14 protein-coding genes and 1 tRNA gene are annotated in these 17912 nt (G+C 38.8%); 13 read left to right on the forward strand and 2 right to left on the reverse strand.

Translation table 11 applies throughout. The features are described from left to right. Positions 1 to 5: 5 nt before the first annotated feature. The 4 genes from rseP (at position 6) to G7074_RS18425 (ending at position 2724) form a co-directional block, all read left to right on the forward strand. The gene (gene rseP, locus G7074_RS18410) at positions 6 to 1394 is read left to right on the forward strand and encodes an RIP metalloprotease RseP (RefSeq protein ID WP_124562312.1); all 1389 of its coding nucleotides are present in this window, start codon (positions 6 to 8) and stop codon (positions 1392 to 1394) included. 77 nt (positions 1395 to 1471) lie between these two features. Continuing rightward, positions 1472 to 2011, forward strand: coding sequence for a Fe-S protein assembly co-chaperone HscB (gene hscB / locus G7074_RS18415; RefSeq protein WP_124562313.1), 540 nt, complete (start codon positions 1472 to 1474; stop codon positions 2009 to 2011). Positions 2012 to 2253: 242 nt separating this feature from the next. After that, positions 2254 to 2565, forward strand: coding sequence for a DUF3817 domain-containing protein (locus G7074_RS18420; protein ID WP_124562314.1), 312 nt, complete (start codon positions 2254 to 2256; stop codon positions 2563 to 2565). Positions 2566 to 2644: 79 nt separating this feature from the next. After that, positions 2645 to 2724, forward strand: a tRNA-Leu gene (locus G7074_RS18425). A 35-nt stretch (positions 2725 to 2759) separates the two neighbouring features. On the opposite strand, the gene G7074_RS18430 is transcribed toward G7074_RS18425, so the two are convergent. Continuing rightward, positions 2760 to 3548, reverse strand: a complete 789-nt coding sequence (locus G7074_RS18430; RefSeq protein ID WP_166210440.1) for a hypothetical protein — start codon at positions 3546 to 3548, stop codon at positions 2760 to 2762. 216 nt (positions 3549 to 3764) lie between these two features. Here G7074_RS18430 and G7074_RS18435 point away from each other — a divergent pair, with 216 nt between their 5' ends. The 3 genes from G7074_RS18435 (at position 3765) to G7074_RS18445 (ending at position 6054) form a co-directional block, all read left to right on the forward strand. Beyond that, positions 3765 to 3947: a hypothetical protein gene (locus tag G7074_RS18435; protein ID WP_124562668.1), complete on the forward strand. Its 183-nt coding sequence runs from the start codon at positions 3765 to 3767 to the stop codon at positions 3945 to 3947. Between the two features lie 138 nt (positions 3948 to 4085). Further along, positions 4086 to 5756, forward strand: coding sequence for a S8 family serine peptidase (locus tag G7074_RS18440; RefSeq protein ID WP_166210443.1), 1671 nt, complete (start codon positions 4086 to 4088; stop codon positions 5754 to 5756). 46 nt (positions 5757 to 5802) lie between these two features. Further along, positions 5803 to 6054, forward strand: a complete 252-nt coding sequence (locus G7074_RS18445; RefSeq protein WP_124562666.1) for an FUSC family protein — start codon at positions 5803 to 5805, stop codon at positions 6052 to 6054. A gap of 15 nt (positions 6055 to 6069) precedes the next feature. Here the strand turns inward: G7074_RS18445 and G7074_RS18450 are convergent, their stop codons facing one another. Next, the gene (locus tag G7074_RS18450; RefSeq protein WP_124562665.1) at positions 6070 to 7095 is read right to left on the reverse strand and encodes a S41 family peptidase; all 1026 of its coding nucleotides are present in this window, start codon (positions 7093 to 7095) and stop codon (positions 6070 to 6072) included. A 450-nt stretch (positions 7096 to 7545) separates the two neighbouring features. Between G7074_RS18450 and G7074_RS18455 the strand changes: the two genes are divergently transcribed. The 6 genes from G7074_RS18455 to G7074_RS18480 all read left to right on the forward strand — a co-directional run bounded on the left by G7074_RS18455 (position 7546) and on the right by G7074_RS18480 (position 17903). Beyond that, the gene (locus G7074_RS18455; protein ID WP_124562664.1) at positions 7546 to 8139 is read left to right on the forward strand and encodes an RNA polymerase sigma factor; all 594 of its coding nucleotides are present in this window, start codon (positions 7546 to 7548) and stop codon (positions 8137 to 8139) included. A gap of 66 nt (positions 8140 to 8205) precedes the next feature. Beyond that, positions 8206 to 9333, forward strand: coding sequence for a FecR family protein (locus G7074_RS18460; protein ID WP_124562663.1), 1128 nt, complete (start codon positions 8206 to 8208; stop codon positions 9331 to 9333). Between the two features lie 113 nt (positions 9334 to 9446). After that, positions 9447 to 12809 carry a TonB-dependent receptor gene (locus tag G7074_RS18465; protein ID WP_124562662.1) on the forward strand — a complete coding sequence of 1121 codons (3363 nt, stop codon included), beginning with the start codon at positions 9447 to 9449 and terminating at the stop codon, positions 12807 to 12809. A gap of 12 nt (positions 12810 to 12821) precedes the next feature. Further along, positions 12822 to 14237 carry a RagB/SusD family nutrient uptake outer membrane protein gene (locus G7074_RS18470; protein WP_166210446.1) on the forward strand — a complete coding sequence of 472 codons (1416 nt, stop codon included), beginning with the start codon at positions 12822 to 12824 and terminating at the stop codon, positions 14235 to 14237. A gap of 8 nt (positions 14238 to 14245) precedes the next feature. Next, positions 14246 to 16798 (forward strand): zinc-dependent metalloprotease, encoded by a 2553-nt coding sequence (locus G7074_RS18475; protein WP_166210449.1) that lies wholly within the window; start codon positions 14246 to 14248, stop codon positions 16796 to 16798. Positions 16799 to 16817: 19 nt separating this feature from the next. After that, the gene (locus G7074_RS18480; RefSeq protein WP_124562659.1) at positions 16818 to 17903 is read left to right on the forward strand and encodes a TlpA disulfide reductase family protein; all 1086 of its coding nucleotides are present in this window, start codon (positions 16818 to 16820) and stop codon (positions 17901 to 17903) included. Positions 17904 to 17912: the final 9 nt, after the last annotated feature.

A 17912-nucleotide genomic window follows, 5' to 3' on the forward strand; every position in this document is an offset into this window, starting at 1 on the left:
AAAATATGAATGGATTGATTATGGCGGGGCAGTTGTTGCTCGGATTGTCTTTATTGGTTATTTTACACGAATTAGGACATTTTCTGGCAGCCAGGGCATTTGGTATTAAGGTAGAGAAATTTTATTTGTTTTTTGATGCCTGGGGTTTTAAGCTTTTCAGCTTCAAAAAAGGAGATGTTGAATATGGAGTGGGATGGTTGCCATTGGGCGGTTATGTGAAAATTGCCGGCATGATTGATGAAAGCATGGATACCGAGCAAATGGCCCAACCGGCACAACCCTGGGAATTTCGTTCTAAACCAGCCTGGCAACGTTTAATTGTAATGCTGGGTGGTATTATTGTAAATGTAATTGTTGGGGTAATCATTTTCTGGATGCTTACCTTTAAATACGGACAAAGCTATACTGTTAATGGTAAGCTGAATGATGGTATTTCGGTTGGTACGCTAGGCAAAGAAATTGGCCTTAAAAATGGCGACCGCATTTTGGCCATCAACGGAAATAAGTTAATCCGTTTTGAAGATGCCATTTCGAGCAAAGTGTTGTTTGATGGTGCGCAGTTAACCGTGTTAAGGGGAAATCAAACTTTATATGTATCTGTTCCAGATACGATTTTGAACAAACTTTCTAAAAACGATAAAGAGAATTTTATTACCCCACGTTACCGCATGGGCAGTGTGGCTACGGTTTTGGCACCCGATGAAAAAGCAGATCAGCCTTCTTTTTTTGATAAGCTTTTCAAAAGGAAATTCGAAAAACCGGTATATCCGGCCTATGCAGCAGGAATAAAACCTGGTGATAGCATCTTATCAGTGAACGGCAAAGCGGTTACTTTCTTCGATCAGTTTAAAGAAGAAGTTTCCGGCAATAAAAACAAACAGATTTCAATTCAGGCTTTGCGTAATGGAAAAGCAATTGAATTTAATTTGAAAGTAGCTAAAGACGGAACAATTGGGGTTGGACCTAATTTTAAAATGCCTGAAACCGCGCATGTCGATTTTGGTTTTATTGAATCGCTGCCTGTAGGTGCCAATATGGCCTGGAGTACTTTTGTAGATAATGCAAAAGGTATTGGCAAAATGATTACCGGTAAGCTAAGCGCGCGTAACATCAGCAGCCCTATTGGTATTGCCAAAGTTTATGGCAGTACGTTTGACTGGGTTAAATTCTGGACTTTAACCGGATTGATTTCAATGGCACTGGCTTTTATGAATTTATTGCCTATTCCGGGCTTAGATGGAGGCCATGTAGTGTTCTTATTGATTGAAATGGTACAACGTAAGCCTGTGAGCGAAAAAGTGCTTGAACGGGCCCAGATTGTAGGCTTTGTAATCCTGATTTGTTTAATGGTGTTTGCTTTTGGTAATGATATTCTAAAATCATTCGGTAAGTAAAACCAAATTTATAATATTGCCACAGATGTGCAGCTCCTTACGGAAGCATATCTGTGGCTTTTTATTGAATACCCAGCATGAGCGAACAACAGCAACAGCCCGATTATTTTGAATTTTATGGGCTACCTATACAGTTTAATCCCGATCAGCAAGAAGTGAAAGCAAAATTTTATGCTTTCAGCAAGCAGTATCACCCCGATTTTTATGCCAATGAGAGCGAAGAAAAGCAGGAGGAAGTTTTAGCCCTATCTACACTCAATAATAAAGCTTACCAAACTTTAAGCAATGCAAAAAAACGTTTGAAATATGTTTTGGAGCTGAAGGGGGTAGTAGAAACGGATGAGGGCTATCAGTTGCCTCAATCTTTTTTAATGGAAATGATGGATATCAACGAGGCCTTAATGGATTTGCAGTTTGAACCAGATGCCGAAAAGCTGGCTGAGGTGAACAGTAATATTACCTCTGTTGAAAAAGAACTTAAAACGGAGCTGCAGGATCTGATGAACCACTTCGACAGCAATCCAGCTACCGCATCGGAAGTTTTATTTGCTTCCATAAAGGATAATTTTTACCGCCAGAAATATATTGACAGGATTAGGGAACGACTGGTGATGTAGGATGGAAAATGGATGATGGAGTGAGGTTCAAAAGTCGGAGGTTGGAAGTTCGAAGATTTAGTAACCTCTGTGGCTAAAATTAGTTGATCGCTATTGGAAAGATTCTGAATCAAGTTCAGAATGACGGTCGCCTGTACCCTAAGCCCTCTGCCTTCCCCTTTAAAACACCAGATTGTAAAATCATTTTTTAGTTTTTGATAGGCAAATGCTTTGTTTTACTTTCGGAGCAAACAATCAGATATATGAACAGTTCACTTTCTATTTTTCGTAAGGTAGCCGTTGCCGAAGGGATTTCGTACCTGCTTTTATTGTTCGCGGCGATGCCATTAAAATATTTCGCAAATATGCCGTTATATGTAAAATATACCGGATGGGCACATGGTTTGTTATTTGTGCTTTATGCAGCTACACTTGTGCTGGCCTGGCAAGAACAAAAGTGGAAATTTGGTAAAGCAACCCTTATTTTTGTCGCTTCTCTATTGCCTTTTGCCCCCTTTATTGTGGATAAAAAGCTGAAAGATGAACGACCTGAAAATGCAAACCGCATACTGTAAGTTAGTTGCAGGTTATTTTAAAATATTTTTTGCATTTTAAGTTTCATTATCTACATTTGCAACCCCGTCCAAGACGAATGCCCAGCTGGCGGAATTGGTAGACGCGCTGGTCTCAAACACCTGTGGGAAACCGTGCCGGTTCGACTCCGGCGCTGGGTACGGAAAAGCCTTAGAGAAATCTAAGGCTTTTTATTTTAATGACCTACATTGTCAAAGTTCTGATAATTCTCTTTCCAGTACTGTGCTATAAATCCCCATTTATAGTCTCTGTATTTCTCAATCATATTGATCGATAGTTTTTGGATTTGAATTTCCTTGCCCTTAAGTATTTTATTAATGTAGATTCCATCTTTAATATTAATGTCGTGGCATTGATTGCCACTAATATTTCCAATTTTTACTGCAGTATAATTTTTTATATAGAACAAATCACTGTCCCAATTCATATCGGCACAGCCACTACGATGGTAAGAGTAGTAATAGTTTGGGTTTCGAATTCTTATGGAGTTAGGGAAGTCCTGAAAATTAACTACCATTTGAAATGTATTTTTCTGTTTATCATAAAGTAGTAAATCTTGTATTCCTGGTACATTGGTGAGGTAATCAATTAGAATGTCTTGATAACCATCGTTGTTGAAATCGATGAATTTTATTTCTGAAGAATAGGTGCTATCCCGATAAACCGTATCTCCTTTATCGTTCATAACAAAAGTATTATATCCGGTCTTACAGTAAGCTGTAAATAAGTGTTTGTTAACGTAAGCACCAACGGAGTTTAAAATTGTATCTTGTTTTATTCGTATAGGTATATTTTCTTTCTGCTCTTTGCTAACCATTTTTGTCTTTGATGGCTCATTGTTTTTCCTTTCTATACAAGCACTATTTAGCAAAATAAGCAATAATATAATAGAGGTAAAAGCTGTTCTTGCTTGTATTGGAATTTGAGTTTCTAATTTGCCGAAAATACTGGATTTAATGGTCATCTGACTTTGCCTATGAAATAATAAAGATAAGGAAAGACAAAGGTTTTTAGCCAGATATTAAAAGCATAGATGCGCGCCTGAATTTTATAGCTTAAGTAAATCATTTGGACGTTTGCACCTAAAAAATAAAAATTACACCAAAGTGTAACCGATATTTAAAACGTGATAATGACCTTTACAGCCAATAAACTGACAGATTAAGATAAAAGCAGGAATATGGAAACGAAAAAGGTACTTAAATTCACTTTGGCGATTGTGGTCATCATTGTTGGTGTAACCTTGTTTAAGCAATTTGATTTTCAAAATTTAAAATTTGAAAAACCGGCATTGGCAGTCGTGTATTGGATCACTTTTATTGGGGCTGTTTATTTTTTGTTCAAAAGCGAAAAGCCTAAATAGGTTAAGGCTTTATTGTTTTTATAACTATTTGCAATGAGTAGCTTCTTATAACATTCAGAACCGTTTCGGACTTTAATTCATTAGTCTTACATTTGTCGCGCAAATTTATTTCAAATAGATTTCGAAATATACCTACCTATGATATTATACGCTCGACATTTCCTGATTGGATTCTTCGCATTTTTTATTTTTCTATCCGCATGCAAGAAAACCGAAATACCTGAAACACCAAAAGTACCAGTTCCTTCAATCCGCATGAATCTGGATAGTACCATTTTGGCAAATGATAGTTTTTTTGGTACAAGGCTTTCTGTTATTATGGAAAATTTTCCTCAAGGTACTTCTGATGCTGTAGAATGGCGTGTGGAAAATCCACGGATTGCTGAAGTAACTACCGAAGGAACTGTATGGCCAAAAGGTGCCGGGATTACTTATGTATTTGCAAAACTGCTTAACGGAAAAGGCGAAGCAAAGTGCAAAGTAATCGTAACTGATGGGAATGACTATAAGTTTAGACTGGTGTTAAAAGATAAAGGGAAATCTGATTACGCTATCAGTAATCCCGAAGCTTTTCTCTCCAGAAAAGCTATTGAAAGGCGTCGCAAGCGAAACATTTCGATTGATGAAAGCGACTTGCCTATATCTAGCGAATATCTTAAAGCTATAAAGGCTGTTGGTGGTGAAATTGTAACCAAAAGTAAATGGTTAAATACAGTTTGCGTAAATGTTCAGGATCAGTTTTTAATTGATAAATACAAAGCTTTGCCTTTTGTTAAGGAAGTGGTTTTAGTTTATGTTGGTAAAAGAAAACAAAAATCAGTTGCTCCGAAATATGTTAATAGTTCACAACCTGGAAACCCAGGCAGTTTAGGTACTATAATCGATTATGGAGCGGCTGCATTAAACATTACTACGGTAAAAGGAGAAAACTTGCACCAACAAGGTTATAAGGGGGCAGGCATTGATATTGCTGTAATCGATGCCGGTTTCATCGGATTAAAGAATAATCCGGCTTTTAACAATATTCATATTAAAGGCGCAAAATCTTTTGTTTATGAAAATGATGATCCGTACAGTATAGATACGCATGGCGTTTGGGTAACCTCTTGTATGGCTACAAACAAGCCTGGGAAATATGTTGGTACAGCGCCGGAAGCAAATTATTGGTTGCTTAGAACCGAGGATAGTGCTGATGAATACCCGGTTGAAGAAGATTATTGGACAAGCGCCATCGAATTTGCCGATAGTGTAGGTGTAGACCTGGTTAACTCTTCTTTATCTTATACTGACGGATATTCTTATCTCACTAAAAAATATTCTTCAAGCGATATGGATGGTAAAACGGCAATGGCTACGCGGGCTGCTAATCTAGCCTTTAGTAAGGGGATGTTTATTGTTAATTGCGCAGGCAATGAACAAAAATGGGTAGGCACGCCAGCTGATTCACCTAACGTATTAACACTGGGCTCGATCTACAGCAACGGCACAGCAAGTTATTTTACCTCTTGGGGAATGACCGCTGACGGGCGAATTAAGCCTGATGTTATGGCATTGGGAGGAAGTGCCGGTGTAATTAATATTGCTGGAGAGGCTGAGAATAGAAGTGGTACATCATACGCTAGTCCGATTATGTGTGGTTTGATAGCCTGTTTATGGGAAGCCTACCCTGCATTAAGCAATAAAGATTTATTAGAAATTATTCGTAAATCTGCAGATCGCGCTAGTCAGCCAGAATTACCTTTTGGCTATGGTATTGCAGATATGAAAAAGGCCATGGAGCTTGCTAAAATAAGGGCAGGCTCAAAATAAGTTTTGTAGCTAATCAACAAAATAAGCTAATCACCAAATATTAAGCATGGAACAAAAAGCACTTACCGAATTAACAGATGAAGAATTGCTACAGGAAGCGAAAAAAATGAAATCAGCTGCAATAATGAATGGTTTCTTGATTGGATTTCTGGCTGGTGTTATATTTTACAGCTTCATCAAAAACAGTTTAGGTTTTTTTACATTAATTCCTTTGTTTTTTGCCTATAAACTTATTAATAATTCGAAATATAAAAACGAAGAATTAAAACGTATTTTAAAAGAGCGGAATTTGAAATAGCCAATAGTCCGGGCTCTAAACAGTCATTATAAATTTGATTGCCTCCTGAATGTTTTTGTCTAAAAGGAGGTCGTCAAAGTTATCTTGCTTTGAAACAACTATATCCGGAATAATCTGTTCGTAATAATTACCATTTCTATCGCTGTCGTATGAGTTGGTAAGCGCCATGGTAATATCAAAAGGTAATGGCCAAAAAATATTTCCCGTAGTGAAGCCTGCTGTGCTTTCTCCAATGAATGTAGTATTTGCACGGCCTTTAAATGCCAATGCCGTTACTTCACCCGAGCTTCCGGTTAATACACCGGTAATTACGGCAACCTTTGCTTTATCCAGCAATGCTCCGGTAGGGGTAATGTAGGAAATTGATTTAGCATTGTCGATATACCTTCCTTTACTTAACTTAATTTTACTGTCCTGTTTTTTGTTAATATTAAGAGAACCTCCAATATAATGGTCTCCCAAAAAATCGTATAAGGCGAGCAACATCGGCCACGAATTACCTCCTGTGTTAAACCGTAAATCAATAATCCATCCTTCGATTTTATGCTTAGCCTTAACTTCCGCTATCTGGTCATACAGTGGCTGAGCTATTTTATGTATATTTTCTGGGCTGGTATCAAAAAATACCATGCCCGGCATTAAAATGTAGCCATACTTTCCATCAATTACTTTGGCTTCAAAAACTGGCTTGGTATCATATTTCTTTTTCCACTGTGCACTATAGTTGTCTTTTGATATTATTTTCCTCGTTGCCGAGTATTTATCCTGTTTATGGTATACAAGGCAATGTGTTGCTTTTATCTTGTCGAAAAGGGGTTTTGTTTCATTTAGCGAATTTTTAAAATTGCTGTATTGTGCTAAATTCTGTTTAGTCTCCGATTCAACAATAGGCCAGTTAACCGCTTTCTTATGCAGGTATCCAATTTTTAATGCAGAAAAGAGTTCGTCGTAAAATACTTTTATACTATCCTGAGTGGTGGTTTTTTGTGCGTTTACATTAAACGTTAATAAGCAAATTAAAAGCAGAAGCAGATATTTCATGGATAGGTTTTTTACTAAGATGCAGATTTGAAATTGAAGGTTGCAAAATGAAAAATAAAAATCATTAATAATAACATTAGCCATTCATCATCAAAGGCATTTTTTGATAGCAATCAATAAGTAGGAAATAAGTAAAAAGCCCTCTATTGCCATCTAAAAGTAGCTCTGAGATAGATGAGTGGATCTTTTAGGTTCGCTGTCGAAGCGTTTAGGTGGGTCGACGGTATTCTGAGGTAGGTGAGGGGAGCTTTTAGCTCCGGCGGCGGGGTTCGGAGGTACAAAAAGGTATCTCGGAGGTAGGTCGGCAATAGCTTCAGTAGGAACTGTTCAATAAACTGTGTCAAAAATTGTTGAAATAAATGGAATAGGTGTAACAATTATGTTAAATATTGCTATTTTTGATTGCTCTTCTACCTATCCCGGACTATTTGATGTTTTTTAATCCCTGAAATGACCAATACTGGCATCTCATATGCAACTTTAACGGACGATGATCTTTTAATTCATTTAAAAAATGATGATCATTCGGCTTTTACCGAAATATTTAACCGGTATAGCACTTTATTATATGCACATGCTTTTAATAAGCTTCGGAACGAGAGCGATTCGAGAGATGTAGTTCAGGAAATGTTTATGAAAATCTGGCAGAAACGCCAAACCATCGAACAAGGGAATAATTTGTCGGGCTATTTGTTTATTGCCCTCCGCAATGGCATTTTCAATCTCATTAAACATAAGAATTTAGTAAGTGCATACGCCGGTAATTTTTCGAAAGCAAATGCGGATAGCGGAATTTATACCGATACACTGATTCGCGAAAAGCAGTTTGCAGCAATGATTGCAGCAGAAATTGCAAATCTTCCGCCCCGTATGAGGGCCGTTTTCGAATTGCGCAGGCACGAAAATCTATCCAATAAGGAAGTGGCTGCCCGTCTGGGCATCACTGAATCTACTGCTGCCGATCAAATGAAAAAGGCATTACGGATACTAAAAACTAAAATTGGGTTAATCTTAATCATTGTGCATTACCTTAATGTAAAATAATTCTTAATTCTATATCCCCAATCTCTCTTTCACAATTGTATTACTTATATCAAGCTTAATACTCAAATGGAAGAAGAAAAATTCAGGCAGATTTTAGATCGGTATATTGCAGGTGAAGCTACTCCTGAAGAGGAGGTATGGCTTGAGTCTGCCTATATTAATCTGAATAGTAAAGAACTTCCTGTATATACCGAATCATTTTTAGCCGCAGAAACGCAACAGATCTGGAAAATGGTGCAAGCCAATACCAAACCAGTCCGGAAAATAAAATTACATCCCTTGTTTTATGCTGCAGCTGTGCTGGTTGTGATTTCTTTAGCTGGTATTTTAATTTATAACCAAAATCATCCATCCTCATATCTGGCAAGTCTTCCGCCGGCCAAAGATATTAAGGCAGGAAAAGACCGCGCTATTTTGGTGCTGGACAATGGAAAACAAATCGACCTGGATCAAATTGATAATGGTCGTTTGGCTGATCAGGCAGGAGTAAAAATTTCAAAAACTGCCGATGGCCAAATTGTTTACGAAATGCCCACTCAGGTAGCTGTTGATAATAAAATAGCGCACAATACAATTCAAACGCCTGCCGGCGGCCAGTATCAGGTTAATTTGCCAGATGGAACCAGGGTATGGTTAAATGCATCATCGTCGGTAACTTTTGCCACTTCTTTTGCGGCAGAAAGAAGGGTTAAACTTAAAGGAGAGGCTTATTTTGAAGTAAGTAAAATTTCTAATGAGGGTAGGAGGGTACCCTTTACTGTAGAAACTGAAAATCAGAAAATTGAGGTTTTAGGTACACATTTCAATGTAAATGCCTACATCGATGAAATAGCAACGAAAACAACTTTGCTTGAAGGAAGTGTTAAGATTAACGATGCTGTGATGTTAAAACCTGGCCAGCAAGCCCGTGGAAATGGCGAAACGATAAAAGTTTTAAACGTAAATGCCGAGAACTTTATCGATTGGAAAAATGGTGATTTTATTTTAGAACATAACGATTTTAGGTCGATTATGCGAAAAATTTCCCGCTGGTACGATGTGGAGGTTGTTTATAGTGATGATGCACCTAAAAAATTAAATCTTGGAGGTTGGATTTCGAGATCAAAAAATATTTCGTCCGTTTTAGAAGTAATGGAAGAGACAGGAAAAGTTCACTTTAAAATTGAAGGAAGGAGGATCACGGTAACCAGATAATATAATTATACGTGGCCCTAAAATAAAAAGCCAAAGGTGGTGGAACACCTCTGGCCAAAGTTTTTAGCGCTAATAAATCAATCGACTGACTATTCAACTTAAAAACCAAACAAATGTACAAATTTTACCCAAACAAACTGGGTGGGCCTTCTGGCCGTGTCCAAAAAATTCTGCTGATTATGCGTGTAACTACGTTTCTATTATTGGCTGCAATGATGCAAGTAAGTGCAGCAACACTTGCTCAAAGGGTTACAATTAATCAAAAAAATGCAAATTTAACCGATGTATTCAAGACAATAAGAACACAAACAGGTTACGATTTTATATATGATCAGGATTTAATTTCTAAATCTTTTCCGGTGAATATTAACGTTACCAATGCAGCGCTTAGTGAAGTACTGAAACGTTGTTTATCTAACCAATCGCTTACTTTCACTATTGAGAACAAAACGGTAATTATACAGGAAAAAAGCTTGCTCGATAAGGTGACCGGTTATTTTGATCATATTACTGTTACTGGTACTGTGCTTGATGAAAGAGGGCAGCCGTTTCCTGGTGTGAGCGTAAAAGTAAAAGGCACTAACCGCTCAACGGCTACAGGAAACAACGGTAAGTTTTATATCTCGGCTTCTGATGAAAACCCAACGCTTGTTTTATCATATGTTGGTTACAAAACAATTGAAGTTACAGCAACAGCTATATTAACCGTTAACATGGTGCTTGATCCGGCTAAGTTGGATGAAATAATGGTTATCGGTTACGGAACAACTACACGCAGGTTCAGCACAGGTTCGCAGGTTGGCATTAGCGCAAAAGATATCGAAAAGCAACCTGTTACCAACGTGTTACAGGCATTGCAAGGCCGTATGGCTGGTGTAACCATTGTGCAAACGAATGGTTTACCTGGCGCGGGCATTAATGTTCAGATAAGAGGTGCAAATGCCATTGGCCTGAACGGTGTTAAAGCAAACCGCCCACTTTATATCATCGATGGTGTTCCGTACTTGTCTGAGCCAATCAATACTGCAGCTTTTGCTTCATCACAATCCGGAGCAGCATTACCCTCTGCAGAAGGCAATACTAGCCCAATGAATACCATAAATCCGTCTGATATCGAAAGCATTGAGGTTTTAAAAGATGCAGATGCAACAGCTATTTACGGTTCGAGAGGGGCAAATGGTGTGGTATTAATTACCACCAAAAAAGGAAAACCCGGCAGAACAAAATTTAATGTCAATGCTTCAACCGGAGTTTCTAATGTATCGCATTTTGTAGAAACGGTGGGCACTGAGCAATATCTGGCACTAAGAAGAAAAGCTTTTGCCAATAATACCACAAACCCGGCAACACCAACAGCAACAACTGCTCCCGATCTGCTGGTTTGGGACCAGAATGGTTATACCGATTTTCAACGTTATATGTTGGGCAATACAGCGCATACAAACGATGTAACTGCAAGTTTATCGGGTGGGAATGAATTAACGAACTTTTTCTTAAGCGGAACTTATCACAAAGAAGGAAATGTTTTTCCGGGCGATCAGGGGTATCAGCGTGGTGGTGGTAAGTTAAACTTAAATCACGCTTCGCTCGATCAACGTTTTAATTTATCGCTAAGCGCCATTTATTCAACCGATAAAAATAACATTTCTACTACTGATTTAGCTACCTGGGCATATAGCCTGGCGCCAAATTTCCCCTTGTATAAAGCAGACGGGAGCTTAAACTGGGATGGTTTTACCAATAATCCCTTGGGATATTTAAGTCAATCGAATGATAACCGTACTTCGAACCTGTTAACCAATTTAGCTTTAAAATATAATGTGTTAAAAGGTTTGGATGTTAAGGCAAGTTTAGGTTATAGCAAAACGGATATGAACCAGGTGGTTACAAGACCATTATCTTCATTAAATCCGAATTTAAACCCAACATCGGGTACGGCAAATTACACTTATAATTATACAAATAACTATATCGTAGAACCCCAAATTACCTATACCAACAAAATCTGGAAAGGTACATTGAATGCTTTGGTGGGTGGAACTTATCAGTTTAAACAATCCAAATTGCCTTACAGCACAAGTGCATCAGGATTTACCTCTGATGATTTTTTAAGAACTGTTACAGCTGCCTCAATAGTAAGTACAACAAGCAGTTCTGTTGATTATAAATATGCATCGCTGTTTGGCAGGGTAAATTATAATGTGGCAGATAAGTACATCTTAAACGTTAATTTTAGAAGGGATGGTTCTTCGAGGTTTGGGCCAAACAATAAATTCGGTAATTTCGGATCAGTTGGTGGCGCATGGATTTTCTCTGAAGAAAAGTTGCTGAAAGATAAGTTCAGTTGGTTCAGTTTTGGTAAACTTCGTGGCAGTTATGGCGTTGTGGGGAGCGATGATATCGATAATTATGGCTATTTGGATACATACACGGCTTCAACTTATGTTTATGCGGGTTCAACGGGGTTAAACCCATCACGTTTGCCAAATCCCGATTACAAGTGGGAGGAAACCAAAAAGCTGGATATTGGTTTAGATTTGGCTTTTTTCAATGACCGTTTATCTTTAAGTGCTTCTTATTACCGCAACAGAACGAGTAATCAGCTAATTAATTTAACAACTAGTGCGCAGGCTGGTTTTACGGGTTACCAAAGTAATTTGCCGGCAACGGTTCAAAACTCAGGCTGGGAATTGAGTATCTCAAGCACAAACATCAGAAATAAAGATTTTTCATGGAGCTCTTCATTTAATATCAGTCAAAACCACAATAAATTATTGTCATTTCCTGATATCGAAAAATCATCATACTTCGCTACTTACGTAGTTGGTAATCCGATTAGTTCATACTATTTATACCAATATGCAGGCATAAATCCTGCAACCAACCTACCATCATTTACCGATTTTAATAGTGTTGGTGGTATTAATAGTCCAACAACAGGTTTTGCTGCAACTGGTCGCGGAGACCGGTATTATGCTGGTACTTCTTATCCTAAATTTTACGGTGGCTTAACCAATACTTTTAGTTATAAAAAATTAACACTTGATTTTACATTCCAATTTGTAAAACAACAGGGTAGAAGTTTGTTGTCTTCGTCATTCTATCCTCCGGGATATTTTAGCAATGCAGCCTTAAGTATTGTAAATGATTATCTGGCGCTGGGCTCTCCCGATTATTTGGTTAGTGCAGGAACGCGTGGCACTGCAGGTTCGGCAGCGTATTTGGCTTACAGCTATTATACCGGTTCGGATGCTTCTTTGGTTGATGCTTCATTTATCAGGTTAAAGAATGTGAGCTTATCTTATGTATTGCCAACTAAATGGATTTCTAAAACCAATGCGCCAAACATCAGGGTGTACGCACAGGGACAGAATTTATTTACCATCACCAATTATGAAGGGTTCGACCCTGAATCGCAAGGCGTAGCAACTCCGCCATTGCGCACTTTAATTGCTGGTTTACAGTTCACTTTTTAAATCCGAATCATCATGTTAAAATCAAAATACAACATCATCATTTGCTCGCTGGTTTTCATCGCGATGGCCGGTGCAGGATGTAAAAAAATTATCGATATAGATGCACCTTTAAATCAGGTTACAACCGATTTGGTATTTGCATCAGACAAGCTGGCAACCAGTGCGCGGTCAGGTCTTTTTAGCAGTTTATCGCAAACCACAACCCAATCTACAAACCTTACGGTTTATAGCTCGTTACAGGCTGATGACCTGCTGTATCTTTCTACGGTAGGCGGTTTGCAGGAATATAACAATAACAGTTACAATGCACTGAGTACGGGGCAGGCAAGTATTTTTTCGGAGTGGTATGCTGTTATTTACCGTGCAAATGCCATTATTAATGGTCTCGAAAGCTCTACGGGAGCTTCGGATGCAATTAAAAAGCAATACATAGCTGAGGCTAAGTTTGTAAGGGCTTACTGTTATTTTAACCTGGTTAATACCTTTGGCGATGTGCCTTTGGTTTTGGTTACCGACCCAACAATCACTGCATTTCAGCCTAGAGAGGCCACTGCAAACATTTACACCAAAATTATTGCTGACCTTAGCGACGCAAAAGCGAACCTGTTAAGCGATTATTCGGCAACGGCAGGCGACCGCTTAGGAGTAAATAAATTTGTTGCTACCGCACTTTTGGCAAGGGTATATCTGTTTACCGGTAATTATGCTGCGGCCGAAACCAATGCTTCGGAAGTAATTGCATCAGGTTTATATACCCTGATTCCGAGGGCAACTATGGGCACAGGGTTATTTATCAAAAATAGCGCAGAAAGTATCTGGCAAATGTCGCCACCTGTAGTTGCAACGAACCAATATACAAACGAAGCGGCTACTTTTATTCCAAGTACTACAACAGCAGTAACCAGTTTTGTTTACCGCATTGATCCAAGGTTTACGGCTTTATTTGAAACAACAGATCTAAGGCGGATTAACTGGATGAACCACACCACACTTTCGGGTGCGGTTTACACGCTTCCTTTCAAATACAAGTATCGTACACAGGCTTTGGCGGTAACAGCTGGCGTTACCGAATTTCAAACTGTAATTAGATTGGCAGAAGTTTACCTGATCCGTGCAGAAGCAAGGGCAAGAATCGGAACAAATTTAACAGGTGCCCTGAGCGATTTGAATGCCATACAAACAAGAGCTGCGGCTACGTTAAGCACTATTACCGTTCCTGCAACCTTATTAAGTGATATTGCACTCGAAAACAGAAAGGAACTTTTTTGTGAGCAGGCTTTCCGCTGGTTCAATTTAAAACGTACAGGTGAAGCTGATGCCGTTTTAAGTGCGATTAAGGCAGGTTATACACCCAAATCAAAACTGTTACCGCTTCCACAAGCGGCTCTCGACGCTAACTATACTTTAACTCAAAACCCAGGTTACTAAAAACACAAATGAAAACAAAAAAACAAATTAATGTCAGGTATTTTTACCTGGCATTAGCCGTCGGCATGCTCGGTGCAACCGTACAATCGTGCAGCATTTTAAAAAAGAAAAAGAAAACTCCTGTAGTAACGGCTGTTGCGCCAAAGCCAAAAACAGATTCTTTAAAAAATCCAATTAAGCCTTACAGTGAGGTAATTACCGCAAAAGCAGTAAGCCAAAAAGGATTGTTTACTGTTCATAAAATAGCAGATAAATATTTCTTTGAAATTCCGAACACTTTGCTTAAAAAGGAGATTTTGGCGGTAAACAGGTTAAGTAAATCAACACCTGGAGCCGGTAATTACGGAGGGGAAGAAGTTGGTGCCCGTATTGTGTACTGGGAGTTAGGACCAAATAATAAGCTGTTCCTAAAAGTTTCGGCAACGGTTAGCATTGCCGATTCTACCGATATGATTTCAAAAGCGGTGGCCAGTTCGAACTTAAACCCGATAATGGCAGCTTTTCCAATTAAGGCAAAAAGTAAAGACTCATCATCAGTGGTAATTGATGTTACAGATTTCTTAATTAGCGAAACCCCCTTATTATCTTTCGATGCAGAAAATAAGAAAGCATACAGTTTAGGTGCACAGGCGGCCGACCGTTCTTACATCGAAAGTGTAAAGAGTTTTCCAATCAATACCGAAGTAAAAAGCATCCGTACCTACAATACTGTTGGCGGCAGGCTACCTGCTGCAAGCGAGGCTGGTGCCATTACTTTGGGCATGAATACCTCTTTTGTAATGCTTCCCGAAAACCCGATGAGAAAGCGTATGTACGATGCCCGTGTGGGTTTCTTCGCCAGTGCAAACATCAGGTATAAAGATGATCAGCAGAAAGTAGAGCAGGAGGCATTTATTCACCGCTGGAGATTAGAGCCCAAAGAGGAGGATATTGAAAAATTTAAAAAAGGAGAGCTCGTAGAACCCAAAAAACAGATTGTTTATTATATCGATCCGGCAACACCAAAAAAATGGAGGCCATTCCTGATTGCTGGTGTAAACGATTGGCAAAAAGCTTTTGAACAGGCTGGTTTTAAAAACGCAATTGTTGGTAAAGAATGGCCAGAGGCCGATACAACAATGAGTTTAGATGATGCACGTTTCTCTGTAATCCGTTACTTTGCATCTCCACAGCAAAATGCTTACGGACCAAACATTGCCGATCCGCGCACCGGCGAAATTTTGGAAAGCCACATTGGCTGGTACCACAATGTAATGAACCTGGTACACCGTTGGTACATGATCCAGGCTGGTGCAATAGATCCGAAAGCCCGCAAAAATAAATTCGATGATGAGCTGATGGGGCAATTAATCAGATTTGTTTCTTCGCACGAAATAGGTCATACATTAGGCTTACGCCACAACATGGGCGCGAGTAGTACTGTGCCCGTAGAAAAATTGAGAGATAAGAAATGGGTTGAAGCACATGGCCACACGCCATCAATTATGGATTATGCCCGTTTTAATTATGTGGCGCAGCCAGAAGATAACGTTAGCGAAGCCGGAATTTTTCCGAGAATTAACGATTACGATAAATGGGCCATTCAATGGGGATACAAGCCGATTTTTGGTACTGCAAATGCTGCGGCCGATAAAAAAATCCTCAACAAAATTACCATTGATAGCTTAGCATCCAACAAAAGACTTTGGTTTGGTGGCGAAGGCAGAGATTACGACCCACGTTCTCAATCTGAAGATTTAGGAGACGATGCGATAAAAGCAAGTCAGTATGGCATTAAGAACTTAAAGCGTGTAGTTCCACAGTTAATTTACTGGACCAGGGAAGATGGCGAAGATTATACCGATTTGAAAGAAATGTATAAAGAGGCAGTTGGACAGCTTTCTAAATATGCTTATCACGTAATTAAAAACTTGGGAGGTGTTAACGTAACTGAAAAAACTTACGAGCAGGCAGGTGCGGTTTATAAACCTGTTAGTCTGGCCAAACAGAAGGAGGCGATTAAATTTATTAACGATGAAATTTTTACCACGCCAAAATGGTTGTTAAACGAGCAGATTTTAAATAAGATCGATCCTAAATATGGTTTTGGTGAAGTTGAGAATTTGCAATCGGGTGTTGTTGCTTCGGTTACTTCTCAAAGCCGTCTATTCCGTTTAATGGTTAACCAACGCGATTATGGAAAAGGTGCTTATTCGCCTCAGCAATGGTTAAACGATCTGAAAAACGGTATTTTTTCGGAGATAAAAACCGGAAAGGCTATTGATTCTTACCGCCGCAGTTTGCAGAAAATGTATGTGGGTAGTATCATCACCATGTACAATAAACGCTTTGCATTACAAGGTTCGTTGGATAATATTCTGGCTGGAGTTACACCAACTGAAATTCTGCTTTATTCGAATGTTAAGCCCCTGGCGCTGGCGCATTTAAAAGATCTCCGCAAAGATATTGGTAGTGCTATTGGCAGAACGAACGATTCGGATAGCAAAATACACCTGGCTTATTTAAAACAAATGCTGGATAAGATTTTAACAGAATCGCCAATACCGGGATTAAACTACTAATATTTTAAAACAGATCGTGATGATGCTACAAAATATCAAAAACATTGCATTACAGGTTTTGATTCTGATGCTATGTTCTACTGTGTATGCGCAACAATTTGCGCATACCACAGGAAACATAGCAGGTTTGGGAAACGGATGGATTAAATTTTCTTATGAATTTGATGATACCCTTTATCAGGATTCTGTGCAGGCTAAATCTGATGCTTTTGAAATTAAAATTCCGCTGGTAGAAACGGCTATTTGTACCTTATCAACATCGGTTAATAAGCAAATTAGGATTTTTATAGTAGAAAATAGTCATGTTAAGGTTAATGGAGTAGCTGATAAAATTTACGAGCTTAATATATCCGGATCAAAGGAGAATGACCTGTTTAACGACTATAAAAAGAATTTAGCAGCAATTCCGGGTAAGCGACCCTCGTTATCCGGAAATCATGATGCCGATAAGGCTGCACTCAGTAAATATGCAGCAGCCCTTCAACTGTTAAAAGATAGTGTGCTAAACAATTTTATTTCGGCGAACCCGGATCGGGTAAGCTCAGCAATAGCGATTTTTAATATGTACGTTACTTATCCCGATAGGATAAAAGCGGCTGATGCCTATTCCAAGTTATCGGCTGGTGTTCGGCAATCAGGCTATGGTAAAGAAATAAAGCAATTTATCGATGCGGAAGCAATTACCATTGCTGGGGCTCTAGCTCCTGAGTTTTCTTTAAAAGATGGCGGAGGCAAAATGGTTTCACTAAAAGATTTTAGCGGGAAGTATGTGCTGATTGATTTTTGGGCAAGCTGGTGCGGACCATGCAGGTTAGAGAATCCCAATTTAATTAAAGCCTATCAGAAATTTAAAGGCAAGGGTTTTACCATTGTTGGCTTATCCATGGATAGCTCTAAAGAAAACTGGTTAAAGGCTGTTGAACAGGATAAACTTTCATGGATTCAGTTAAATGATCCAAAATCTACCAGTGGAAAAACTGCGGGTATATATGGCGTTAAAAGCCTGCCCGCAAACTTTTTAGTCGATCCATCGGGTAAAATTATTGCCAGAAATTTAAGGGGAAACGCTTTGGAAGAACAGCTCAATAGCATATTTAACAAGTAATTTATGAAA

The sequence above is a fragment of the Pedobacter sp. HDW13 genome (assembly GCF_011303555.1).
Lineage (GTDB): Bacteria > Bacteroidota > Bacteroidia > Sphingobacteriales > Sphingobacteriaceae > Pedobacter.